General features: G+C 61.7%; 19 protein-coding genes. 9 read left to right on the top strand and 10 right to left on the bottom strand.

The genetic code is table 11. From position 1 onward, the window contains the following. Positions 1-9: 9 nt before the first annotated feature. Positions 10-729 carry a M50 family metallopeptidase gene (locus EEB13_RS28095; protein WP_141486772.1) on the bottom strand — a complete coding sequence of 240 codons (720 nt, stop codon included), beginning with the start codon at positions 727-729 and terminating at the stop codon, positions 10-12. After that, the gene (locus EEB13_RS28100) at positions 726-1,913 is read right to left on the bottom strand and encodes an ATP-binding protein (protein ID WP_141486773.1); all 1,188 of its coding nucleotides are present in this window, start codon (positions 1,911-1,913) and stop codon (positions 726-728) included. The genes EEB13_RS28095 and EEB13_RS28100 overlap by 4 nt, the downstream gene beginning before the upstream one ends. A gap of 103 nt (positions 1,914-2,016) precedes the next feature. On the opposite strand from EEB13_RS28100, the gene EEB13_RS28105 reads away from it, so the two are divergent. Beyond that, positions 2,017-3,063 (top strand): hypothetical protein, encoded by a 1,047-nt coding sequence (locus tag EEB13_RS28105; RefSeq protein WP_222839822.1) that lies wholly within the window; start codon positions 2,017-2,019, stop codon positions 3,061-3,063. Between the two features lie 2 nt (positions 3,064-3,065). Here EEB13_RS28105 and EEB13_RS28110 read toward each other — a convergent pair whose 3' ends face one another. Beyond that, complete coding sequence (locus EEB13_RS28110) at positions 3,066-3,563, bottom strand: hypothetical protein (protein ID WP_141486774.1); 498 nt, start codon at positions 3,561-3,563, stop codon at positions 3,066-3,068. Between the two features lie 264 nt (positions 3,564-3,827). On the opposite strand from EEB13_RS28110, the gene EEB13_RS28115 reads away from it, so the two are divergent. Continuing rightward, positions 3,828-4,343, top strand: coding sequence for a CGNR zinc finger domain-containing protein (locus tag EEB13_RS28115; RefSeq protein ID WP_033233491.1), 516 nt, complete (start codon positions 3,828-3,830; stop codon positions 4,341-4,343). Positions 4,344-4,348: 5 nt separating this feature from the next. Here EEB13_RS28115 and EEB13_RS28120 read toward each other — a convergent pair whose 3' ends face one another. The 3 genes from EEB13_RS28120 to EEB13_RS28130 form a co-directional block, all read right to left on the bottom strand. Beyond that, positions 4,349-5,056, bottom strand: coding sequence for a hypothetical protein (locus EEB13_RS28120; RefSeq protein WP_141486775.1), 708 nt, complete (start codon positions 5,054-5,056; stop codon positions 4,349-4,351). 12 nt (positions 5,057-5,068) lie between these two features. Then, complete coding sequence (locus tag EEB13_RS28125) at positions 5,069-5,587, bottom strand: hypothetical protein (protein WP_261984665.1); 519 nt, start codon at positions 5,585-5,587, stop codon at positions 5,069-5,071. 121 nt (positions 5,588-5,708) lie between these two features. Then, positions 5,709-6,839, bottom strand: a complete 1,131-nt coding sequence (locus EEB13_RS28130) for an LLM class flavin-dependent oxidoreductase (RefSeq protein WP_141486776.1) — start codon at positions 6,837-6,839, stop codon at positions 5,709-5,711. Between the two features lie 248 nt (positions 6,840-7,087). Between EEB13_RS28130 and EEB13_RS28135 the strand changes: the two genes are divergently transcribed. Together EEB13_RS28135 and EEB13_RS28140 are read left to right on the top strand one after the other, a co-directional pair. After that, positions 7,088-7,747 (top strand): TetR/AcrR family transcriptional regulator, encoded by a 660-nt coding sequence (locus EEB13_RS28135; RefSeq protein ID WP_033233495.1) that lies wholly within the window; start codon positions 7,088-7,090, stop codon positions 7,745-7,747. Beyond that, the gene (locus tag EEB13_RS28140; protein ID WP_033233497.1) at positions 7,744-9,399 is read left to right on the top strand and encodes an FAD-binding dehydrogenase; all 1,656 of its coding nucleotides are present in this window, start codon (positions 7,744-7,746) and stop codon (positions 9,397-9,399) included. Before EEB13_RS28135 ends, EEB13_RS28140 begins: the two co-directional genes overlap by 4 nt. A 49-nt stretch (positions 9,400-9,448) precedes the next feature. On the opposite strand, the gene EEB13_RS28145 is transcribed toward EEB13_RS28140, so the two are convergent. Then, a complete protein-coding gene (locus EEB13_RS28145; protein ID WP_141486777.1) occupies positions 9,449-10,522 on the bottom strand; it encodes a VIT1/CCC1 transporter family protein in 1,074 nt (357 codons plus the stop codon). A gap of 116 nt (positions 10,523-10,638) precedes the next feature. Here EEB13_RS28145 and EEB13_RS28150 point away from each other — a divergent pair, with 116 nt between their 5' ends. Then, a complete protein-coding gene (locus tag EEB13_RS28150) occupies positions 10,639-11,274 on the top strand; it encodes a DUF4232 domain-containing protein (RefSeq protein ID WP_045065294.1) in 636 nt (211 codons plus the stop codon). Between the two features lie 3 nt (positions 11,275-11,277). Here the strand turns inward: EEB13_RS28150 and EEB13_RS28155 are convergent, their stop codons facing one another. The 3 genes from EEB13_RS28155 to EEB13_RS28165 are packed head-to-tail and all read right to left on the bottom strand — an operon-like array spanning position 11,278 to position 13,633. Further along, a complete protein-coding gene (locus EEB13_RS28155) occupies positions 11,278-12,354 on the bottom strand; it encodes an ABC transporter permease (protein WP_141486778.1) in 1,077 nt (358 codons plus the stop codon). Next, a complete protein-coding gene (locus EEB13_RS28160) occupies positions 12,351-13,220 on the bottom strand; it encodes an ABC transporter ATP-binding protein (protein WP_092804328.1) in 870 nt (289 codons plus the stop codon). Before EEB13_RS28160 ends, EEB13_RS28155 begins: the two co-directional genes overlap by 4 nt. Then, positions 13,217-13,633 (bottom strand): GntR family transcriptional regulator, encoded by a 417-nt coding sequence (locus tag EEB13_RS28165; RefSeq protein WP_141486779.1) that lies wholly within the window; start codon positions 13,631-13,633, stop codon positions 13,217-13,219. Before EEB13_RS28165 ends, EEB13_RS28160 begins: the two co-directional genes overlap by 4 nt. 307 nt (positions 13,634-13,940) lie before the next feature. On the opposite strand from EEB13_RS28165, the gene EEB13_RS28170 reads away from it, so the two are divergent. From EEB13_RS28170 to cobU, 4 genes are read left to right on the top strand one after another with little or no spacing between them, the layout of a single operon-like run. Next, on the top strand, positions 13,941-14,903 hold the full coding sequence (locus tag EEB13_RS28170) for an ABC transporter substrate-binding protein (protein WP_141486780.1): 963 nt from the start codon (positions 13,941-13,943) through the stop codon (positions 14,901-14,903). 8 nt (positions 14,904-14,911) lie between these two features. Continuing rightward, on the top strand, positions 14,912-15,946 hold the full coding sequence (locus EEB13_RS28175; protein ID WP_045065301.1) for a FecCD family ABC transporter permease: 1,035 nt from the start codon (positions 14,912-14,914) through the stop codon (positions 15,944-15,946). Then, on the top strand, positions 15,943-16,731 hold the full coding sequence (locus EEB13_RS28180; protein WP_045065303.1) for an ABC transporter ATP-binding protein: 789 nt from the start codon (positions 15,943-15,945) through the stop codon (positions 16,729-16,731). The genes EEB13_RS28175 and EEB13_RS28180 overlap by 4 nt, the downstream gene beginning before the upstream one ends. Next, a complete protein-coding gene (gene cobU, locus EEB13_RS28185) occupies positions 16,731-18,050 on the top strand; it encodes a bifunctional adenosylcobinamide kinase/adenosylcobinamide-phosphate guanylyltransferase (protein ID WP_141486781.1) in 1,320 nt (439 codons plus the stop codon). Before EEB13_RS28180 ends, cobU begins: the two co-directional genes overlap by 1 nt. The last annotated feature ends 4 nt before the right edge of the window (positions 18,051-18,054 follow it).

Here is an 18,054-nt window from a genome sequence, read left to right on the forward strand (position 1 = left end):
AATTGATACTCAAGCAATGACTGGACGCAGGATCCACCAACCGCCGACAGCCAGCACTCCCACGTTCACCACGAAGAACAACGTGACCCACACGATCGCGGGTATCGGCGATCGTCTGGCCAGTTGATCCGCGTCGGAATCCGGCGCACCGCCGCGGCGGCTCCGCTGACGCTGCAGTTCGACGACCGGGCGGGGTCCGGCAAACAGCAGGAAGAGCGTCAAGAAGTATGCGGCAGCCACTTGCAGTTCCGCCGATCCCCACCACACGAGAGCAAACAGCGCCGCCCCCACTACGGCAAGCGAAAACACTCCGTACAGATTGCGGATCAACACCATCATCACCGCAACAACGAACAGTCCGATCCACAACACCAACACCGCCCGTTGCGCACCCAACAAGGCGGCCGCTCCCAGTCCGAGAATCGACGGACCCACATAGCCCGCGAACGTCATCACGATGACGCCGAATCCTGTCGGTTTACCCGAGGAGATGGCAACCCCCGACGTATCCGAGTGCAGCCGAAGACCTTTCAACCGGCGGCCGACCAGGACAGCAACAATGAGATGAGCGCCCTCGTGTGCGATGGTCACGACGTTGCGGGCAACCTGCCACAGGTGTGGTTCGAGGACGATCACCACGGCGACAAGCGCTGCCAGCGGAACTACCCAGGCTTGCGGAGCAGGGCTGATCGCCGTAACCCGATCCCACGCGGTCTCGAGCGCGTTCACTCTGCCTGCCCACGCAAGTAGCGGCCGAAGTGCGGCACCGTGAATCCGATCGAGCCTCGCTCCGCGGAGTAGATCAGTCCCTTCTTGATCAGCCCGTCACGCGCCGGCGACAACGATGCGGGCTTGCGTCCGAGTTCAACCGCGATCGCTGCCGTCGCCACCGGCCCGTCGTCACCGGACAGATCTGCCATGGCTCGCATGTACTCCCGCTCTGCCGGGGTTGCTCTCTCATACCGTGATCCGAAGAACCCGACCGCCAATTCCTCCTCGGCCGTCGGAGCACCTACCCGCACATCGTCTTTCGTGATCGGACTCGACGCGGCCACATCCCACGTGGCTTTTCCGTAAGCCTGAACAAAATAGGGGTAGCCGTCCGCCGCGGCGTACAGAGCGTCGAGCGCTGCGTCCGTGAACTCGACATCCTCACGTGCGGCGGGTGCGATCAACGCCTGGTCTGCCGCATCACGTTCGAGTCGATCGATCCGGTGGTAGCTGAACAGCCGCTCCGAATAGCTTTTCGATGCCGACAACACTGCAGGCAGGTGCGGAAGTCCCGCTCCGACCACGATCAAAGGTGCTGCGTCCTGACTCAATTCGTGGCAGGCCCCACAGATCGCCGATACGTCTGCCGCACCGAGATCCTGCATTTCGTCGATGAAAATCGCGATACCGACACCGACGTCCCGCGCCAACGACGACGCATCCATCAGCAGTTCGACCAAGTCGATTTCGATGTCGCCGCTGTCGGCCCGCCCCTTGAGCGCCGGCGCGTCAATACCTGGTTGCCACCGCTCACGCATCCCCTTGTCTGCCGTCGCCCGGAGCGCAAACGATTTCAGAACACCGAGAAACTGCTCGACCCGCTCAGGATCGCGATGCGAGACCGCAATCTCCCGGACGGCCATGTGCAGGGCCGACGACAGTGGGCGTCGCAGGTCTTGGTCGGGGCGAGCCTCGATCTTGCCCGTCCCCCAGCTCTTCGAGATGGCCGCCGACCTGAGCTGGTTCAGCAGCACGGTCTTTCCCACACCGCGGAGCCCGGTCAGGACAACACTGCGCTCGGGTCGACCGCGCGCGATGCGCTCGAGCACGACGTCGAACGCGTCTATCTGCTTGTCTCGACCGGCCAGTTCTGGCGGCCGTTGGCCGGCGCCAGGGGCATATGGATTGCGTACGGGGTCCATGCCCATCGACGGTACAAGTCAGCTAGCCGAATATGCCGTCATCTAGGGCGTGTCCTAGAGAGAACTAGTAAGCGCAATATCGACTGGATGCAAAGGTAGTCAGATGACCCCACATGTGGAATCGATCCTGGAAGGGCCGCGAGGTCGACGTTTGTGCCTCGAACTTGCCAGGGAGTTGGAACCGGACATTGCTAGCGCAATCTTCCGGCTCGCCCACGGTGTCGAGAAAACAAGTGAGGGGATTCTCGTTCCCGCGCCATGGGTGGACGACGCCGAACCCTTCCCCGCTTCCATGCTGGAGTACCTCTCCGCGGACCTTGCGTCGCTCGATCTGTCCGGCCTCGACACCACGCAGACAGTGACCGCTCTGGGACGATCGGTGAACTCTGCCATGTACTGGCAGGAGCCGGACGGTGCTGACGTGCTCGCGGGCCACCCGATCATCCGATCAGCCCTCGCCTACATTGCCGAGCGAATTGCGACGTCCCCGATCATGGAGTGGTTCACGGAGTCTCGCCGGACCGAGCAGTGGGCCATCGACTGGCGATCGGCCAATGCCTGGCCACCACTGCCGAAACATCCGCGACAAACCCTGCGCCAGTGGGCAATCGAGGAACGCGCCGAAGAAGAACGCGCCGCGCGGGAACGCCCACGCGACCCCAACGCCAGTTGGGGCGGAACATGGTGGTCAATCCCCCTCGGACTTGTCGAGACTATCGGTCGACTTCCTGCTGGGTTGGGCCTCGAGGAAGACGGCTACGGGTGGAAGCAAGCGACCTCGATACCGGTCCGCGGGGCCGGGCGGACGTTCGAGGTTCGTTCGGCCGAGGACTGGATCCTGCTGTGCCGTGAGTTTCCGCTCGAGGTCACCGCGCCCGCCGACATGTGTGGTTCCAGACCACCGGCCGCGACGGCCGGTGGGTCATCCCCGATTGGGAGCGTGTCGCGAATGAGTGGGACGCCGTGCACCTCACGCTTTTGGGTTATCTCAGCAGCGCGACGCGGGTACTTCATGTCGACGCCGAGACCGCCACAGTCATGGGCGGATGGGACCCCGACACCACCATCTGGCTCACGGATGTCGCACGCGAATGGGATGGCCCGCGACAGGATTGGCACCTCGACGGAGGCAGCGACACTTGGATTTTGACGCTATAGGCGCTTTCTGCCGGGATCTGGGTACTGCGAGAGCACTTTGTTCCGATACGCGCGGAACTCGTCGAAGCTCCCGGTGAGGGCCTGTAACAGTTCGGCGGGGCTCTCCACCCAAGCCGCGTCGTCGAGTTCCGGAAGGTCTTCAGGCGCGTGGTTGCGCTGCGGCACAAGAAACGTCGGATCACCAGAGGGGTTGACGATCATGAAACCGGCGGCGACACACAGCTCGTAGATGAACTCGCACTCTGCACCGGTAAGGCTGGCATGAAAGATACCGCCACTCAAAGGATCACTCTTGTCCAGTGGGTCGAGGTACAGGTCAGAGAAACGATCGTCGAAGCTCAGAGGCTTGCCGTCGAGATCGAAGATCTCTCCTCCGTACCGGCCCGCAACGAGTTGCAGGCCACGCCGTTCGAGGAAGTCGGCGACGCCGCCGCGGTCGGCATCAACCTGCTCGTCCTGCTTGATGCGCATGAAGGTCAACGAGAAGCCCATGTCGGCACACTAACCCGAACGCGCCAACTCACCGAGGCATGCGATCACGACCTGGACCGAGCCTTTGTCGGCGCGGCTATGGCCGAGCCGGTACCCCCTGACATCCATTCGGTGAGAAGGGTTTGCCACGACCCGCAGTGGCAGCGCAGGTAGGTGACAGTCCCTTCACTGGTCCGATGACGCGATTCGATTTCCCACCGGTGGATGCACCTGACGCTGGCAAGTTCTGTTTTCTTCATACGACAACCATGGTGTAATGCCATTATGCATCTCAACCCTTACGGCGAATATGCGGTGACTTTGGCCGCCGACCTGGCCAATCGCCATCCCCAGAACCTGAATGAACTCGTCGAACGTTGCGTCGAGGCGGGCATCATTCTCGATTTCCCCATCGCCGAGAAAGACCTCGGAGAGACGCTCGACCTCCTGATCGAATGGTCGAAAATCGTCGACGTCACAGATGAGAATGCCCGTGCCGAACTGGTGAACGTCATGTTGGAGCAAGCGTCGGCCTACCCACGCATGACCAATCACGCGGGCGATGGCTGGCATCTGCACTACCGCGATCCACAGCAGTCGCTTGCCGAGGTCCTGAAAGCCTTGTTTTCAGTTGGGACGGCACTACACCTCGTGGGCCGCGGAATGCATCGTCTGGGCCGATGTTCCCTCGAGGAGTGCACCAACATCTATGCGGACACCTCACGCAACGGCAGACAACGGTACTGCTCCCCGACCTGTTCAAATCGAGACGCGGTACGACGCCATCGCGCGCGAACCTGAACTCGCTACGAGGTGGGCACGACTACATCTATGCCCGAGCCGCCTTGGAAGTCGAAGCTCCCGAGATTGGTGCCGAGGCTCTCGCTGTTGCTACCGGTGTTGACGGCACTGCCGTTACCGCTACCCGAATCACTACTTCCGGCGGAGATCCGCTCCCAGGCCTCGATGAGATCGTTCACACTCTCGAACCCGAGACCTTCCAACGAGCCTGAAACACTTCCCGTTCCGAGCCCTTCGAAGAATCCGCCGACAACCACAACTTCGGGCAAGCTTATGGCCGGAAGCGTCGTGATCGGCGGAATGAGACTCGGAATGAACACGCAGGCACCGACAACCGCGTAAACCCCGGTGGGAATATCGGTGACAGTCTTGGTCAGCTCTCGCTGCGGAAGGACTCCGAACAGATCACCGATGTTCGTAACCTGTGGATAGACAAGGACACCGGGATCGAGCAACGACGCCGGGTCACTGATGACGGCGGGCAGATTCCTGATATCGACAATCGCCGGTGTGCAGTTGATCAGGCTCAGTCGCGGATTCGGATTCTTGATAGTGAACGTAATGTTGTTGCCCGACACACTCACCGAGAGCGGGGGTGGCAATACAACCCGTTCTGCCGACGCAGCAGCCGGCGTCAGAAATGCCATTCCGATCGCCGCAGCGGACGCCAGTGCAATGCTGCTGAGAATTCTGGTGAATCCACTTGTGGCCATAACCTTCTCCGCTCAGCTGCCGAACAGTCCTGTGAGACTACCGGTATCGATTCCGCCGAGGGGACCGCCGATGATAACCACGGCGGGAGTTCCGATTGTCGGGGTGAGTCCACTTCCGTCGCGGAAGTCGACGCATCCGCCGACAACGGCGTACGTACCGTCGGGAAGATCAGGTGCAGTCTTGGTAACGGTCGAGCCCACTCCGACTCCGAAAAGCGTGGATGGATCCGAAACATCCGGATAAACAACAACATTCGGATCGAGTAGTTTGCCGGGCTCCTGGGCAACAGCCGCCGCGTCCGCCGCGTTCAGGACAAATACCTGGCACCACGAGGTGATCGTCGTGTTGGTATTGCGCACCGTCAGCGTCAGGTCGTTACCGTCAACCGAGTACGACACCTCGGGCGCCGTCGTCGCTGCCGACGCGACGCCCGGGTTGATCAACACCCCGACACCGAGCGCTGCCGCGGCTACAGCGACGGTCCCGACTACCCGACGAACTGCACTTCGGCCCTGTATCTGCATTGACATCCCTCTCGATCACGTTCGACGGCATCCAGCAAAGGGTAGAACCACCCATCCCGCCGGGTCGTTCGAACCGCCGGAGTCGCATGGACCGAAGGCAGATCAAGGACCAATGTCCCGCATGCGGTTACACCCGAGTCGCCACTGCGCCGCGAACCAGACCACGACGCTCGAGGATGGGACGAACTCCCTCACCGAACTGGTAGGTTTCCTCGAGATGCGGATAGCCCGACAAGATGAAGTGGTCCAACCCGATTGTCGCGTATTCCGCAATTCTGTCGGCAACTTCCTCGTGCGAACCGACCAGAGCGGTACCCGCACCACCGCGCACCAATCCGACTCCCGTCCACAGGTTGGGCGCAATTTCCAGTGAACGCGCACCGATGCCTTCCCGGTATGCGGATCCACCGCCATGCAGTTCGTTCATCAGGCGCTGGCCCTCCGAATTCGACCGGGCGAGGTTCGCCTGCGCACGCTCCACCGTCGCCGGATCCAGAGCGCCGAGCAGACGATCAGCCTCAGCCCAGGCTTCTTCGGCCGTGTCACGACTGATGACATGCAAACGAATTCCGTAATCGAGCCGCCGCCCCTGGATCTCCGCCAAGTCCCTGATCCACGCGATTTTCGCGGCAACAGCAGATGGTGTTTCACCCCAGGTGAGGTAGGTATCGGCAAAGCGCGAAGCGACGGTTCCCGCAGCGGGCGACGATCCGCCGAAGAAGACGGGCGGAACCGGGTCCGGAAGGCGATGCAGCTCAGCATTTTCCACGCTGACGTACTCGCCGGAGAAATCGACCGGACCGTTGCCTGCCCACAGTTGACGGACGACGTCGAGGTACTCGCCGCAACGCGCGTAACGCTGATTCTTGTCCAGGAAGTCGCCGAACGTCCGCTGCTCGTAGTCCTCGCCGCCGGTCACGACGTTCAGGAGCAACCGTCCACCTGATTGCCACTGAAATGTTGCTGCCATCTGAGCTGCCAACGTCGGACTCGTCAGGCCGGGCCGCAGAGCGACAAGGAATTTCAGGGTTTCGGTGGTGTCGATCATCATCGCCGTCGTCAGCCAGGCATCCTCGCACCAGGCTCCCGTGGGAGTGAGGACTGCTTCGAAGCCGTTGGCCTCGGCTGCGGCGCCGATCTGATTGAGGTACTTCAGTGTGGCCGGTCGATCTCCGGACATGCCACTGCCGTGGCCACCGGCCATCAGATTCCGGGAATCGCCATAGGTGGGCAGGTACCAGTGGAAGCGCAAGGACATGGCAGTTCCTTCGGATCGACAACAACAAACAGGGGCAAAGACTCCATTAGACCGTTCGAGCGCGCCCGGCAACAGGGTTGAAATCGCGATGATTCTTACCGTCAGCCACCGCACATATACAGATATTCGTTAATCTTGTGAATTTTCTAGATACGGATAGAAACACCGGTCAAAGGCAAATTTATCGATACGCGATCGCATCGGATACATCCGTGTATCGTTTAGGAAACCAGCACAAGGAGGTACCGATGACGGATGTTGACACCTCCCCTACAAAACGTGTCACTAAACGTCGAGGTCAAACGCGTCAACGACTTCTCGACGCCGCCGCTGAGGTTTTTGGCGACCAGGGATTCGGACACGCAACCGTCGAGCAGATCTGCGAACGAGGCGGATACTCACGTGGCGCCTTCTACTCCAACTTCGACTCCCTTGATCAACTGTTTTTTGCCATGTGGGAACAAAAGTCCGCCGCGATGCTCGCTGACCTGAAGTCAGCCACCGCCGCAATCAGTACCGACTCCCTCGACATGACTGCCGTCGTCGGACGGATTGTTTCCGTAGTCCCGGTAGACGCGCAGTGGTACCGGATCAATGCCGAGTTCACGGCGCACGCACTCCGCAACGATGCACTGCGAACTGCAGTGGCCGACCGCGAAGACGCGATACTCCAGACTTTGCTTCCCCTGGTGCAGTCCGCACTCGGTGACGTCGGACGGCGCATCGTGGGAGATCCGACCACATTGGGGCGCGCCCTGGTCGCGGTTCACGACGGCACCAGCGTGCAGTGCCTGGTCGATCCCGACACCGACGCCGCGTTTGCCCTTCGCCTCGACATCTTTACTCGAATCCTGCTGTCCTACACCGAACCAATCCCGCCCCACCCATCATCAGAGGAGTCCCCATGAGCGAACATGCCGACGTCATCGTTGTCGGGGCCGGGCTTGCCGGCCTTGTCGCCACGTACGAACTGACCCGTGCGGGACGCAAAGTCCTTGTCGTAGAACAGGAAAATGCAGCCAACCTCGGCGCTCAGGCGTTCTGGTCACTCGGTGGACTGTTCCTCGTCAACAGTCCGGAACAACGCCGACTCGGCATCAAGGACTCACTCGACCTCGCCATGCAGGACTGGATGGGTACCGCGGCCTTCGACCGGGATCGTGAAGACCACTGGCCCCGCCAATGGGCAAAGGCGTACGTCGAATTCGCGGCCGGCGACAAGCGTCAGTACCTGCACGACTTGGGGCTTCGTTTGATGCCCAACGTCGGCTGGGCCGAGCGCGGCCGCGGAATGGCTCTCGGACACGGCAATTCAGTACCACGATTCCATCTCACCTGGGGAACTGGCCCCGGCGTCGTCGACGTGTTCCTGAGCCGAGTGATCGCCGCCCAGAAACGCGGACTGGTCACGTTCAAGCACCGCCACCAGGTCGATCAACTGGTGGTCACCGACGGCGCTGTCACCGGCGTCCGCGGCACCGTTCTGGAACCTTCCAACAACCTTCGCGGAGTTGAGAGTTCCCGGACCCCGGTCGGCGAATTCGAGTTCGCCGCACAGGCTGTCGTGGTGACCTCCGGCGGAATCGGCGGCAACTACGAGCTGGTGAAGAAGAACTGGCCGGAACGACTCGGCAAGGCGCCGAAGCACATGCTGACCGGCGTACCCGCACACGTCGACGGACGGATGCTCGAAATCACCGAATCCGCGGGCGGAAACATCGTCAACCGCGACCGCATGTGGCACTACACAGAAGGCATCCAGAACTGGAATCCCATCTGGCCCAACCACGGAATCCGCATCATCCCCGGACCGTCGTCGATGTGGTTCGACGCTACCGGCAAGCGTCTGCCGGTACCCAACTTCCCCGGGTTCGACACGATGGGCACCTTCAAGTACATCCTCGACAGCGGCCACGAGTACACCTGGTTCATCCTCGATCAGAAGATCATCGAGAAGGAGTTTGCCCTCTCGGGATCGGAGCAGAATCCGGACTTCACCAATCGAGATTTCAAGCTCCTCCTCGAACGCATCAAGAAGGGTGCACCCGGCCCTGTCGAAGCCTTCAAGCAGAAGGGCGCGGACTTCGTGGTGCGCAACAACCTTCGCGACTTGGTAGACGGCATGAATGCCCTGACCGACACGCCACTACTCGATTTCGAGGACATCGAGCGCGAAATGATCGCCCGCGACCGCGAGGTAGACAACAAGTACAGCAAGGACTTCCAGGTCACCGCCATCCACGGTGCCCGTAATCTGCTGGCAGACAAAATCGTGCGCGTCGTTGCTCCGCACAAGATCTTGGACCCCAAGAACGGCCCACTGATCGCTGTTCGTCTGCACCTACTCACCCGAAAGACGCTCGGCGGCTTGGAAACCAATCTGGACTCGCAAGTGATCAAGGCCGATGGCAGCGTCTTCGACGGCCTCTATGCAGCTGGCGAGGTTGCCGGCTTCGGTGGCGGTGGCGTCCACGGGTACAGCGCCTTGGAGGGAACCTTCCTCGGTGGCTGCATCTTCTCGGGCCGCGCGGCAGGCCGAGCGCTGGCGCGAGACCTGTAGCGAGCTGGTGACGCCGGCCTCGAGATCGTGCGACCTCGAGGCCGGTGCTCTACAACGATGTCCCGAACAGCATTCCGAGTAGATATGTTGCCGCCGCGGCGCCGTAACCGATGGCAAGCTGACGGAGCGCCCGCTTGAAAGGCGGACCGCCCGAAAGCAGTCCCACAACAATGCCGGTGCCCAGAAGGGCGATACCCACCAGCACCGAAGCCACGATCAGGGCCGTCACACCTTCCAGCCCGAACAGGTACGGCAGCACGGGAATGATTGCGCCGGAGGCAAAGAAACAGAAGCTGGCGGCTGCAGCTCCCAAACCGGTGCCGACAGACTCGTGAGTGTCTTCGACATCTGTCACACCGAAGTTGTTGTGCTTCAGGACCTCCGCCGCTCTCACTTCGGCTTCTTCTGCCGTCATGCCGCGGGCTCGGTACACCAGAGCCAACTCGTTGGCGTCGACGTCGAGCAATCCGACGGCATCGCGCGCGTCGGTACCTGGAGTGGACGCTTCCAACAGTTCACGTTGCGAGCGGACGGAAACGTATTCACCGGCACCCATCGACAGTGCGCCTGCCAGCAGTCCGGCCATACCGGTGAGCAACACGATCTGATTCGAGACTCCGCTGCCACTGATACCGAGAACCAGGGCCAAGTTACTCACCAGACCGTCGTTTGCGCCGAACACGGCCGCGCGGAAGGTCCCCGAAAGCCGATTGCGCCCACGAGTTGCCAGCGCGCGCACCACTTCTTCGTGGATCTTCTCGTCGGCACCCATCGAGGCAGTTGCATCCGCGTCGTTCGGGTAAGGCGATCGGGTCTCTGCACGTTGAGCGAGCGCAAGAACGAAGACCGAGCCGAATCGTCGGGCGAGGAACCCGAGGATACGAGTGCGTATGTCGCCGGGCATCGGCTTTCCGACATGTTCGCCGAGGAGGGCACGCCAGTGTGCCTCGTGCCGACCCTCAGCTTCGGCGAGCGCTAGGAGGATCTCGCGTTCCTCACCGGTGCGCCGCCCTGCGAGGTCGCGGTACACCGCGGCTTCTGCCTGCTCGTCGGCGAGATAGCGTCGCCAGCGCTTGATGTCATGTGGGTCGGGATCAGGCCTCGCGTTCGGAACTGTCGGCATCGAATCTCCTCACGTTCGGTGCGTGAAATGGCGCACTCAGTTGCCGCATTCCCGCACATCCCAACCATGATTCGGATATACCGGACACACATGTCGGCTGGCCGGAGGAGCGAACCATGAATCCCACAGTAATACGTCGGATCGTCCTGCTCGCAGCACCGCTGACCGCAATTGCCCTCGTCAGCGGTTGCGGATCCGACAGCTCCGACACAGCCACCAGCACTACTGTTCCCACCACTACCTCGGCGCTACCGACATCCGCAGCGCCCGGCCCGGCTCCGGCAACAACTACGCACGCGACCCACTCGGCAGCATCGAGTACACAGGTCAGTCCTGAGAACTGCACGGTCGCAGAACTCAGCGTCACCCTCGGACAGGCAAGCGGCGCCGCCGGTTCCACCGAACTACCGGTGGTCTTCACCAACACCAGCACGCGCACCTGCACCCTCGACGGCTTCCCCGGCGTTTCCTACGTAACCGGCGCAGACGGCAGCGAGGTGGGCGCAGCGGCAACGCGCACTGGCTCCGGATCTGCGGTCTCCCTCGCACCGGGTTCCGCTGGAACCGCCTTGGTTCGCGCCACCAACGTCGAGAACTATCCAGCCGACCAGTGTGGTGTCACCGACGTCGCCGGACTACGTGTGTACCCGCCCAACTCCTACGATGCGGTGTTCCTCCCCTACCCCACCGAGGGTTGCTCGATGACCGGCGCGAACATCAATCAGCTGAGCGTCGCACCGGTCACCGGCTGAGCATTACGGCTTGAGGCGTCGCAGGCCCCATAGCGCGGGGATCATGAACATTCCCGAAAGAACCAGCACCAGAGCTGCTTCCGTCACCTGGAATCGGCGGAACTGATCGGACGAATGGTAGCGGATCTCGCGGTGGTCTGCTCCGTGCTCGCGCAGACAGACCTCCATGTCTCGATCCTGCTGTGCCATCAGTACATCTATACGGATTGTGTACTCGGCGCCCGTCTCCTCGGGACGCTGATCGTACGGATTCTCGTCGCCAGAGCCATTCCAGGTGCATTCGTCATAATCAACGTCGACGAAATTTCCCTGGATGTCGACGTACCCCTGCTCGATTTCCCAGTCGCCGCCAAATTGGTCGTAACCGCCCAAATACGAAGAGTATCTACTGGATCCGTCCAGTGGCGATGCTTCGACGCTGAGCTCCGCGTAGTGCGGCCTCACGACAAACTGAAACATGGCCAGTACTGCCACGACACCGGCCATCGTCAGCGCCATTGCACCGATCGAACTCCGCACCAGCAACGCGAGAGCCGCGCCAAGAATCAGAGCCATGAATGTGTATGCACCCAAGGCTAATCCGCTGGACTGAAAGGAAGGATACGACAGGTTCGGTGGGTCGACGAATGTCGCTCGGCCGGCAACAAATGCGAAGTTGCTGTTGGCGGGCAGCCTCCGAGTCCACTCCAACACGAAACCGAGCAACGCAGCAGCGACGGTCAGCGGAACAAAGACAACCAGCACTCTGGTCCAGAACCAGCGAGCCCGGCTGACCGACTGGGTAAGCCCCAACACATGTGTTCCCTGCTCGATATCCCGGGAAAACACTGTTACACCAACCAATGCTCCCAGGAACACCGGCAGCATCGTTGCAATGAGAGTGGTCGCAGTCAGAGCAGTTTCAGCCGCACAGATCGCCGTTGTGTTGCCGAAACAACCGAAAAACGATCCGAAGGGGCGGCCACTGCCGTCGCTCTTGATAATTGCACCACCGACCAAGCCCGTAAGCGCGAGCACCGCAATGATTCCCAGCGAGACAATGAGCGACGTTCGATGGTGCCGCCAGGTAACCCAGATCATGCCGACACCTTCGCTTCTGCGCTCAGATGCCCGAGCACTAGATCGTCCAGAGTTGCATCGTCGACACTCCAACCTGGTAGTTCATTCGGTCGACGACCGGCCACGAGGTGGGAATTTCGACGCAGCCCGACATCGGTGTGAACAACAGTGCCGCCACCCACCACGTCCGACGGATCGCCATCACCAACCAATACGTAATGGGCTGAGACCAATTCATCCAACGATCCGGAGAGTCGAGCATTGCCGTCGCCGAGAAGAAGTAACCGATCCGAGACGTCTGCCAATTCGGAAATGATGTGTGAAGACAATAGGACGGTTGTGCCGTGCTCTGCGACATCTTCGAGCAGCGAGGTAGCGACAGACCGCCTGGCAAGGGGATCCAGATCTGCCAACGGTTCGTCGAGGAGCAGGAGCTTCGGCCTGCGTCCGAGCGCCAAAGCCAATGCCACCCTGGTTCGTTGACCGGGAGAGAGCGTCTTGGCCTTCGCGTCGAGCGGAATGTCCGCACGTTCCACCAAGGCAAGCGCGTACTTCGCGTCCCAGCTGTCATTGGTGTAGGCGCCGAACCGAAGTAGTTCCGCGACAGTGAATTTCGGGTACAACGGTTTGTGCTGGGCCAGATAGGCCAGGCCCGGGCTGATGCCGTCACGACTCGGAGCGGCGCCGAGTACGGAAATCGCGCCGTGATCCGGCGTCGTCAATCCCACTGCCAAGGACATGAGTGTCGACTTGCCGGCACCGTTGACGCCGACAAGCGCGGTGATGCTCCCTGCCTCGACTTCGAAGGTGCATGCGTCGAGCACCTTCTTGCGCCCGAAGCGCTTGTCCACGTCAGCCATGGTGAGCGCAGATTCTTGCTCGGTCACGATGTCTCCCCCTCACTCTCGGACGAATCAGATTTGACGAACTCACGCTCGAGTTCCATGTCGACCAGTGCCTCGATATCCGTGCGCTCGAGGCCCGCCGCCACTGCGTCACGCATCCACCGGGAAAGCTCTGCCCGCAGAGCGGAGTTCTCCGCCATTCCCGGCTTCGCGAGCGACTTGGTCACGAACGTCCCCAACCCCGGCCGCGGCGCAACAAGACCATCGCGTTCGAGTTCCTTGTAAGCCTTCAGAACAGTGTTGGGGTTGATGGCAAGAGCCCCCACAACATCCTTGGCGGTAGGCAGACGGTCACCGACCTGTAGGTCACCGAGCCGTAGTGCCTGCTTCACCTGGACGACCAATTGCACGTAGGTGGGAATGCCGGATCGGCGGTCGATACGGAAGTCGATCATCCGAACCCTTTCACTAGTTCATTAGTGGAATAGATATTTACCGTGCCTTTGCCGCTCGAGTCAAGAGTGGCCGCCCCTGTAAAGTGCAAATGCCCCGGGTTTCCGGGGTGCCACGCTGCTTGTGAAGTCCGGTGAAAGCCCGGCACTGTCGACGCAACTGTGAAGTTGTCCGTATACCCACGGATGAACGAGTCAGGTCACCCAGCCTCGTGGCGACACGATGGTCCTCGGACGAAGGACGCTCGTGCAGCCCAGCCCTCCGGCCGCGCCGCATGGCGACTTTCTCCGCACTGATGGAGGGGTGGCTGTGAACATTCGGCCGACACGCACGTTCCGATCGATCTTTGCGGCGCTGGCGGTGAGTACGGCGCTGTTGGCCGGTGCCTGCAGCAGTTCCACCACCTCCGACACCCCCACCACGTCAGCGGTCTCCGACGGCTCATTCCCTGTGACGGTGGAATCCGGTCCCACCGGTTCTGGCACCGACATCACGATCGCGGCGCGTCCGACGTCGATCGTCTCACTCAGCCCCAGCGCTACCGAGACGCTGTGGGCTGTTGGCGCGGGTGATCAGGTCAAGGCCGTCGACAACCAGTCCGACTACCCGGCCGGCATCCCGGTCACCGACCTGTCCGGCTTCTCGCCCAACGTCGAAGCCATCCTCGGCTACGCACCAGATCTGGTTATTGCGTCCGACGACATGAACGACCTCGTGTCCGGGCTTCAGAAGGCAAAGGTGCCGACTCTCCTTCTGCCGGCGGCAACGAGCATCGACGACGTCTACGCACAGATCGAACGCGTCGCGATCGCAACCGGCCACGAGGAAGAGGGTGCCGAGGTGGTCAGTGACATGCGCACCGAAATCGACGCAGCGGTGGCGAGCGTTCCGGCCCGCGAGCAGCCCCTCACGTACTTCCACGAACTCGACTCCTCGCTCTACACGGTGACGAGCACAAGTTTCATCGGCCAGATCTACGGTCTGTTCGGCATGAAGAGCATCGCCGACGCAGCCGCTCAGGGCGATTACCCGCAGCTTTCGGCCGAGTTCGTGGTTCAGGCCAACCCTGATCTGATCTTCCTGGCGGACTCGCAGTGCTGCGGTGTCACCGCGGAAGCTGTTGCAGCGCGCCCCGGTTGGAACGGGATGAAGGCTGTGACCGGCAACCAGATCCACGTACTCGACGAAGACCTGTCCAGTCGATGGGGACCCCGCGTCACCGACCAGGTGAAAGCTGTTGCCGCGATCGTGGCGCAGGTTCCGACGGCCTGAGTTCTCTGATGCACAAGGCCGGTCTCGCGAACCATCGAACCACCGCGCTGGTCGGTGCCGCACTCATTTTATGTGTGTCACTGTTGATCGGCGTTCTGGTGGGACCGGCAGGCCTTACCCCTGATCGGGTCATTCTCGAACTGCTCGACGGGATTCCGGGCGTCGATATCGATTCCGGGCTGACCGTTCAACAGCAGGCAATTCTCTGGCAGATCCGACTTCCCCGCGTAGTCCTGGGTGCCTTGGTGGGCGCGATGCTGGCCGTCGCGGGAGCCGCGTATCAGGGTGTGTTCCGAAATCCGTTGGCCGATCCATATCTTCTGGGAGTGTCCAGTGGTGCCGGACTTGGCGCAACGTTGGCTATCGTCTCCGGCGGGGCTGTGGGAATGTTCGGAATCCCCATGGCCGCCTTTGTCGGTGGCGTTCTAGCCGTATTCATCACGTATGCTCTGGGCCGCAGTATCGGCGGCGCCCAGAACGCGGTCGTCATCATTCTGGCCGGCGTTGCGGTGGCCGCGTTCACCAATGCCGCGCAAACTTTTGTGCAGCAACGGTTCGACGATTCACTGCGCGAGGTCTATTCGTGGTTGCTCGGCGGTCTGTCGACGGACGGTTGGTCGGAAGTTCTTGTTGTGCTGCCGTACGTGATTGTGGCCTCGGCAGTCATCCTGATTCACCGTCGAGTACTCGACGTCATGGCAGTTGGTGACGTGGAGGCAGCCAGTCTCGGTGTGGATCCCGCCCGCTCTCGACTCGTCCTGGTTCTTGCGGCAACTCTCGGTACAGCAGCAGTGGTCAGTGCCAGCGGCCTCATCGGCTTTGTGGGAATTGTTGTTCCCCATGCCGTTCGACTGGTCGCAGGACCTTCGCATCGACTGCTTCTCCCGCTGTCGCTGATGCTGGGCGCAGCGTTCCTCGTCCTCACCGACGTTGCCGCCCGATCATTGATGTCCCCCGCCGAACTTCCCATCGGCGTTGTGACAGCCATGATCGGCGCCCCGTTCTTCCTGCTCGTCCTACGCCGCAGTCGGGTGTCGGCATGACCGAGTTTGCCGTTCACTGCCAGGACCTTCGGGTTGTCCTGGGCGGCAACAACGTTGTCGACGGCATCGGACTCGACGTTGCAGAGGGTGAATGGGTTGCTGTTGTGGGACCGAACGGCGCCGGGAAAACCACGCTGATGCATGCGCTCGCCGGGTTGATTCCGTCTGCCGGCCAACTCACCGTCTCCGGCCGTAACCCTCGAGATGCCGGTCGCAAAGCCATGTCTCAAGTTGTCGCGCTGATGCCACAACGGCCCGTGGTACCGGAGGGCGCAACAGTCACCGAACTTGTCGCGCTCGGCCGAACTCCGTATCTACGACGCTTCGGCACGGAGACCGCCGCCGATCGCATGGTGATCAACAACGTCATTCAGCGCCTGGACCTCACTGAATTTGCCGATCGCCGGGCTACCGAACTGTCCGGCGGTGAATTGCAGCGAGTAGTGCTGGCCCGAGCGCTCGCGCAGGAACCGAAAGTGCTGCTCCTCGACGAGCCCACCAGCGCCCTCGACATCGGACACCAGCAGCAGGTCCTCGATCTTGTGGAGGCAATGCGCTTGTCGGACAACATCACCGTGATTGCCGCGATGCACGATCTCACTCTCGCGGGGCAGTACGGATCGCGCATCGTCTTGCTCGATCGGGGCCGCGTGGTGGCAGACGGACCACCGGCCGACGTTCTACGTTCCGACCTCCTCGGCGAGATCTACGGCGCCCGCGTCGAGGTTCTCGATCGACCGAGCGGACCCGTCGTGGTACCGATCCGCGAGAAGGACGGCCGCTGATGGAACTGCTGATGCTGGGTACCGGCGCCGCCGACGGTTGGCCCAACCCCTTCTGCGAGTGCACATCCTGCACCGCCGCACTGGCAAGCGGCACGGTTCGAGGGCACACAGCGGCCCTGCTGGACAATCGAATCCTGCTCGACTGCGGCCCCGAAGTACCACGCGCCGCTTCGCGATCCGGCCGCACCCTTGCCGGAGTCGAACACATCCTGCTCACTCACTCGCATCCCGATCATCTCGGCCCGATGGCGCTGCTCTTCCGGTCATGGGCCGATCGCACCGAACCACTGCAGGTACTCGGACCGCCTGACGCCCTTGATCTCTGCCGCGACTGGGTGGGGCCACACGACCCGGTCACCTTCACACCGCTTGTCGCCGGCCAATCGGTCACACTGGGTACCTATGACGTTCGTGCTCTCGAAGCGACGCACGAAGTTCCGACCTTGCTCTACGACATCACCGACCAAGCCGGTGCCCGCATCTTCTGGGCCACCGACACCGGGCCCCTCGCACCGTCGACAATCGCCCAGCTCGAGAACGCCTCGTTCGACGCGCTCTTCCTCGAGGAAACCTTCGGATTCAAGACCGATCATGGCACCGGGCACCATGATCTGCCCAGCTTCGCCCGGACGGTCGCCACACTGCGCGAGGTCGGCGCGGTCACAGACAGAACCGACATCGTGGCCGTCCACCTCGGCCACCACAACCCGCTCGCACACGAACTCTCGGCAGCACTAGAACAGTGCGGCGCACGAACCGTTCTCGACGGCACAGTGCTGCGCATCGGCTCCAGAGCGCCTGGCCGAACTCTGGTTACCGGTGGCGCCCGGGCGGGCAAGTCCACCTACGCCGAAGCACTACTGTCCGGATACCGGCACGTCACATACATCGCCACCGGAGATCCACATGACGACGATCCCGACTGGACGGAAAGGGTAGCGTCACATCGCGCGCGGCGGCCGGCAACCTGGGCAACGCTCGAAACCGTCGATGTAATCGAAATACTCTCCGGCTCAACCGACCCCATCCTGCTCGACTGCCTAGGTACCTGGCTGACCGCACAGATGAATCGCCACGATGCCTGGCTGGACGGCAACACCGCTGCGGTTCGCGAAGACATCGATCAGTTGCTAGCTGCCTGGAAGTCCTGCCCTGTCCCGATCATTGCAGTCACCAATGAAGTCGGCAGTGGAGTTGTTCCGGAAACCAAGTCCGGTCGTCTCTTTCGGGACCTGCTCGGCCTACTGAACGCACGCATCGCCGATGCGTCCGAGTCGGTTGTCCTGATGACCGCGGGACTACCCACCCGTCTACGCTGACATC

Source organism: Rhodococcus sp. WS3 (assembly GCF_003797085.1).
Classification (GTDB): Bacteria; Actinomycetota; Actinomycetes; order Mycobacteriales; family Mycobacteriaceae; genus Rhodococcus_F; species Rhodococcus_F globerula.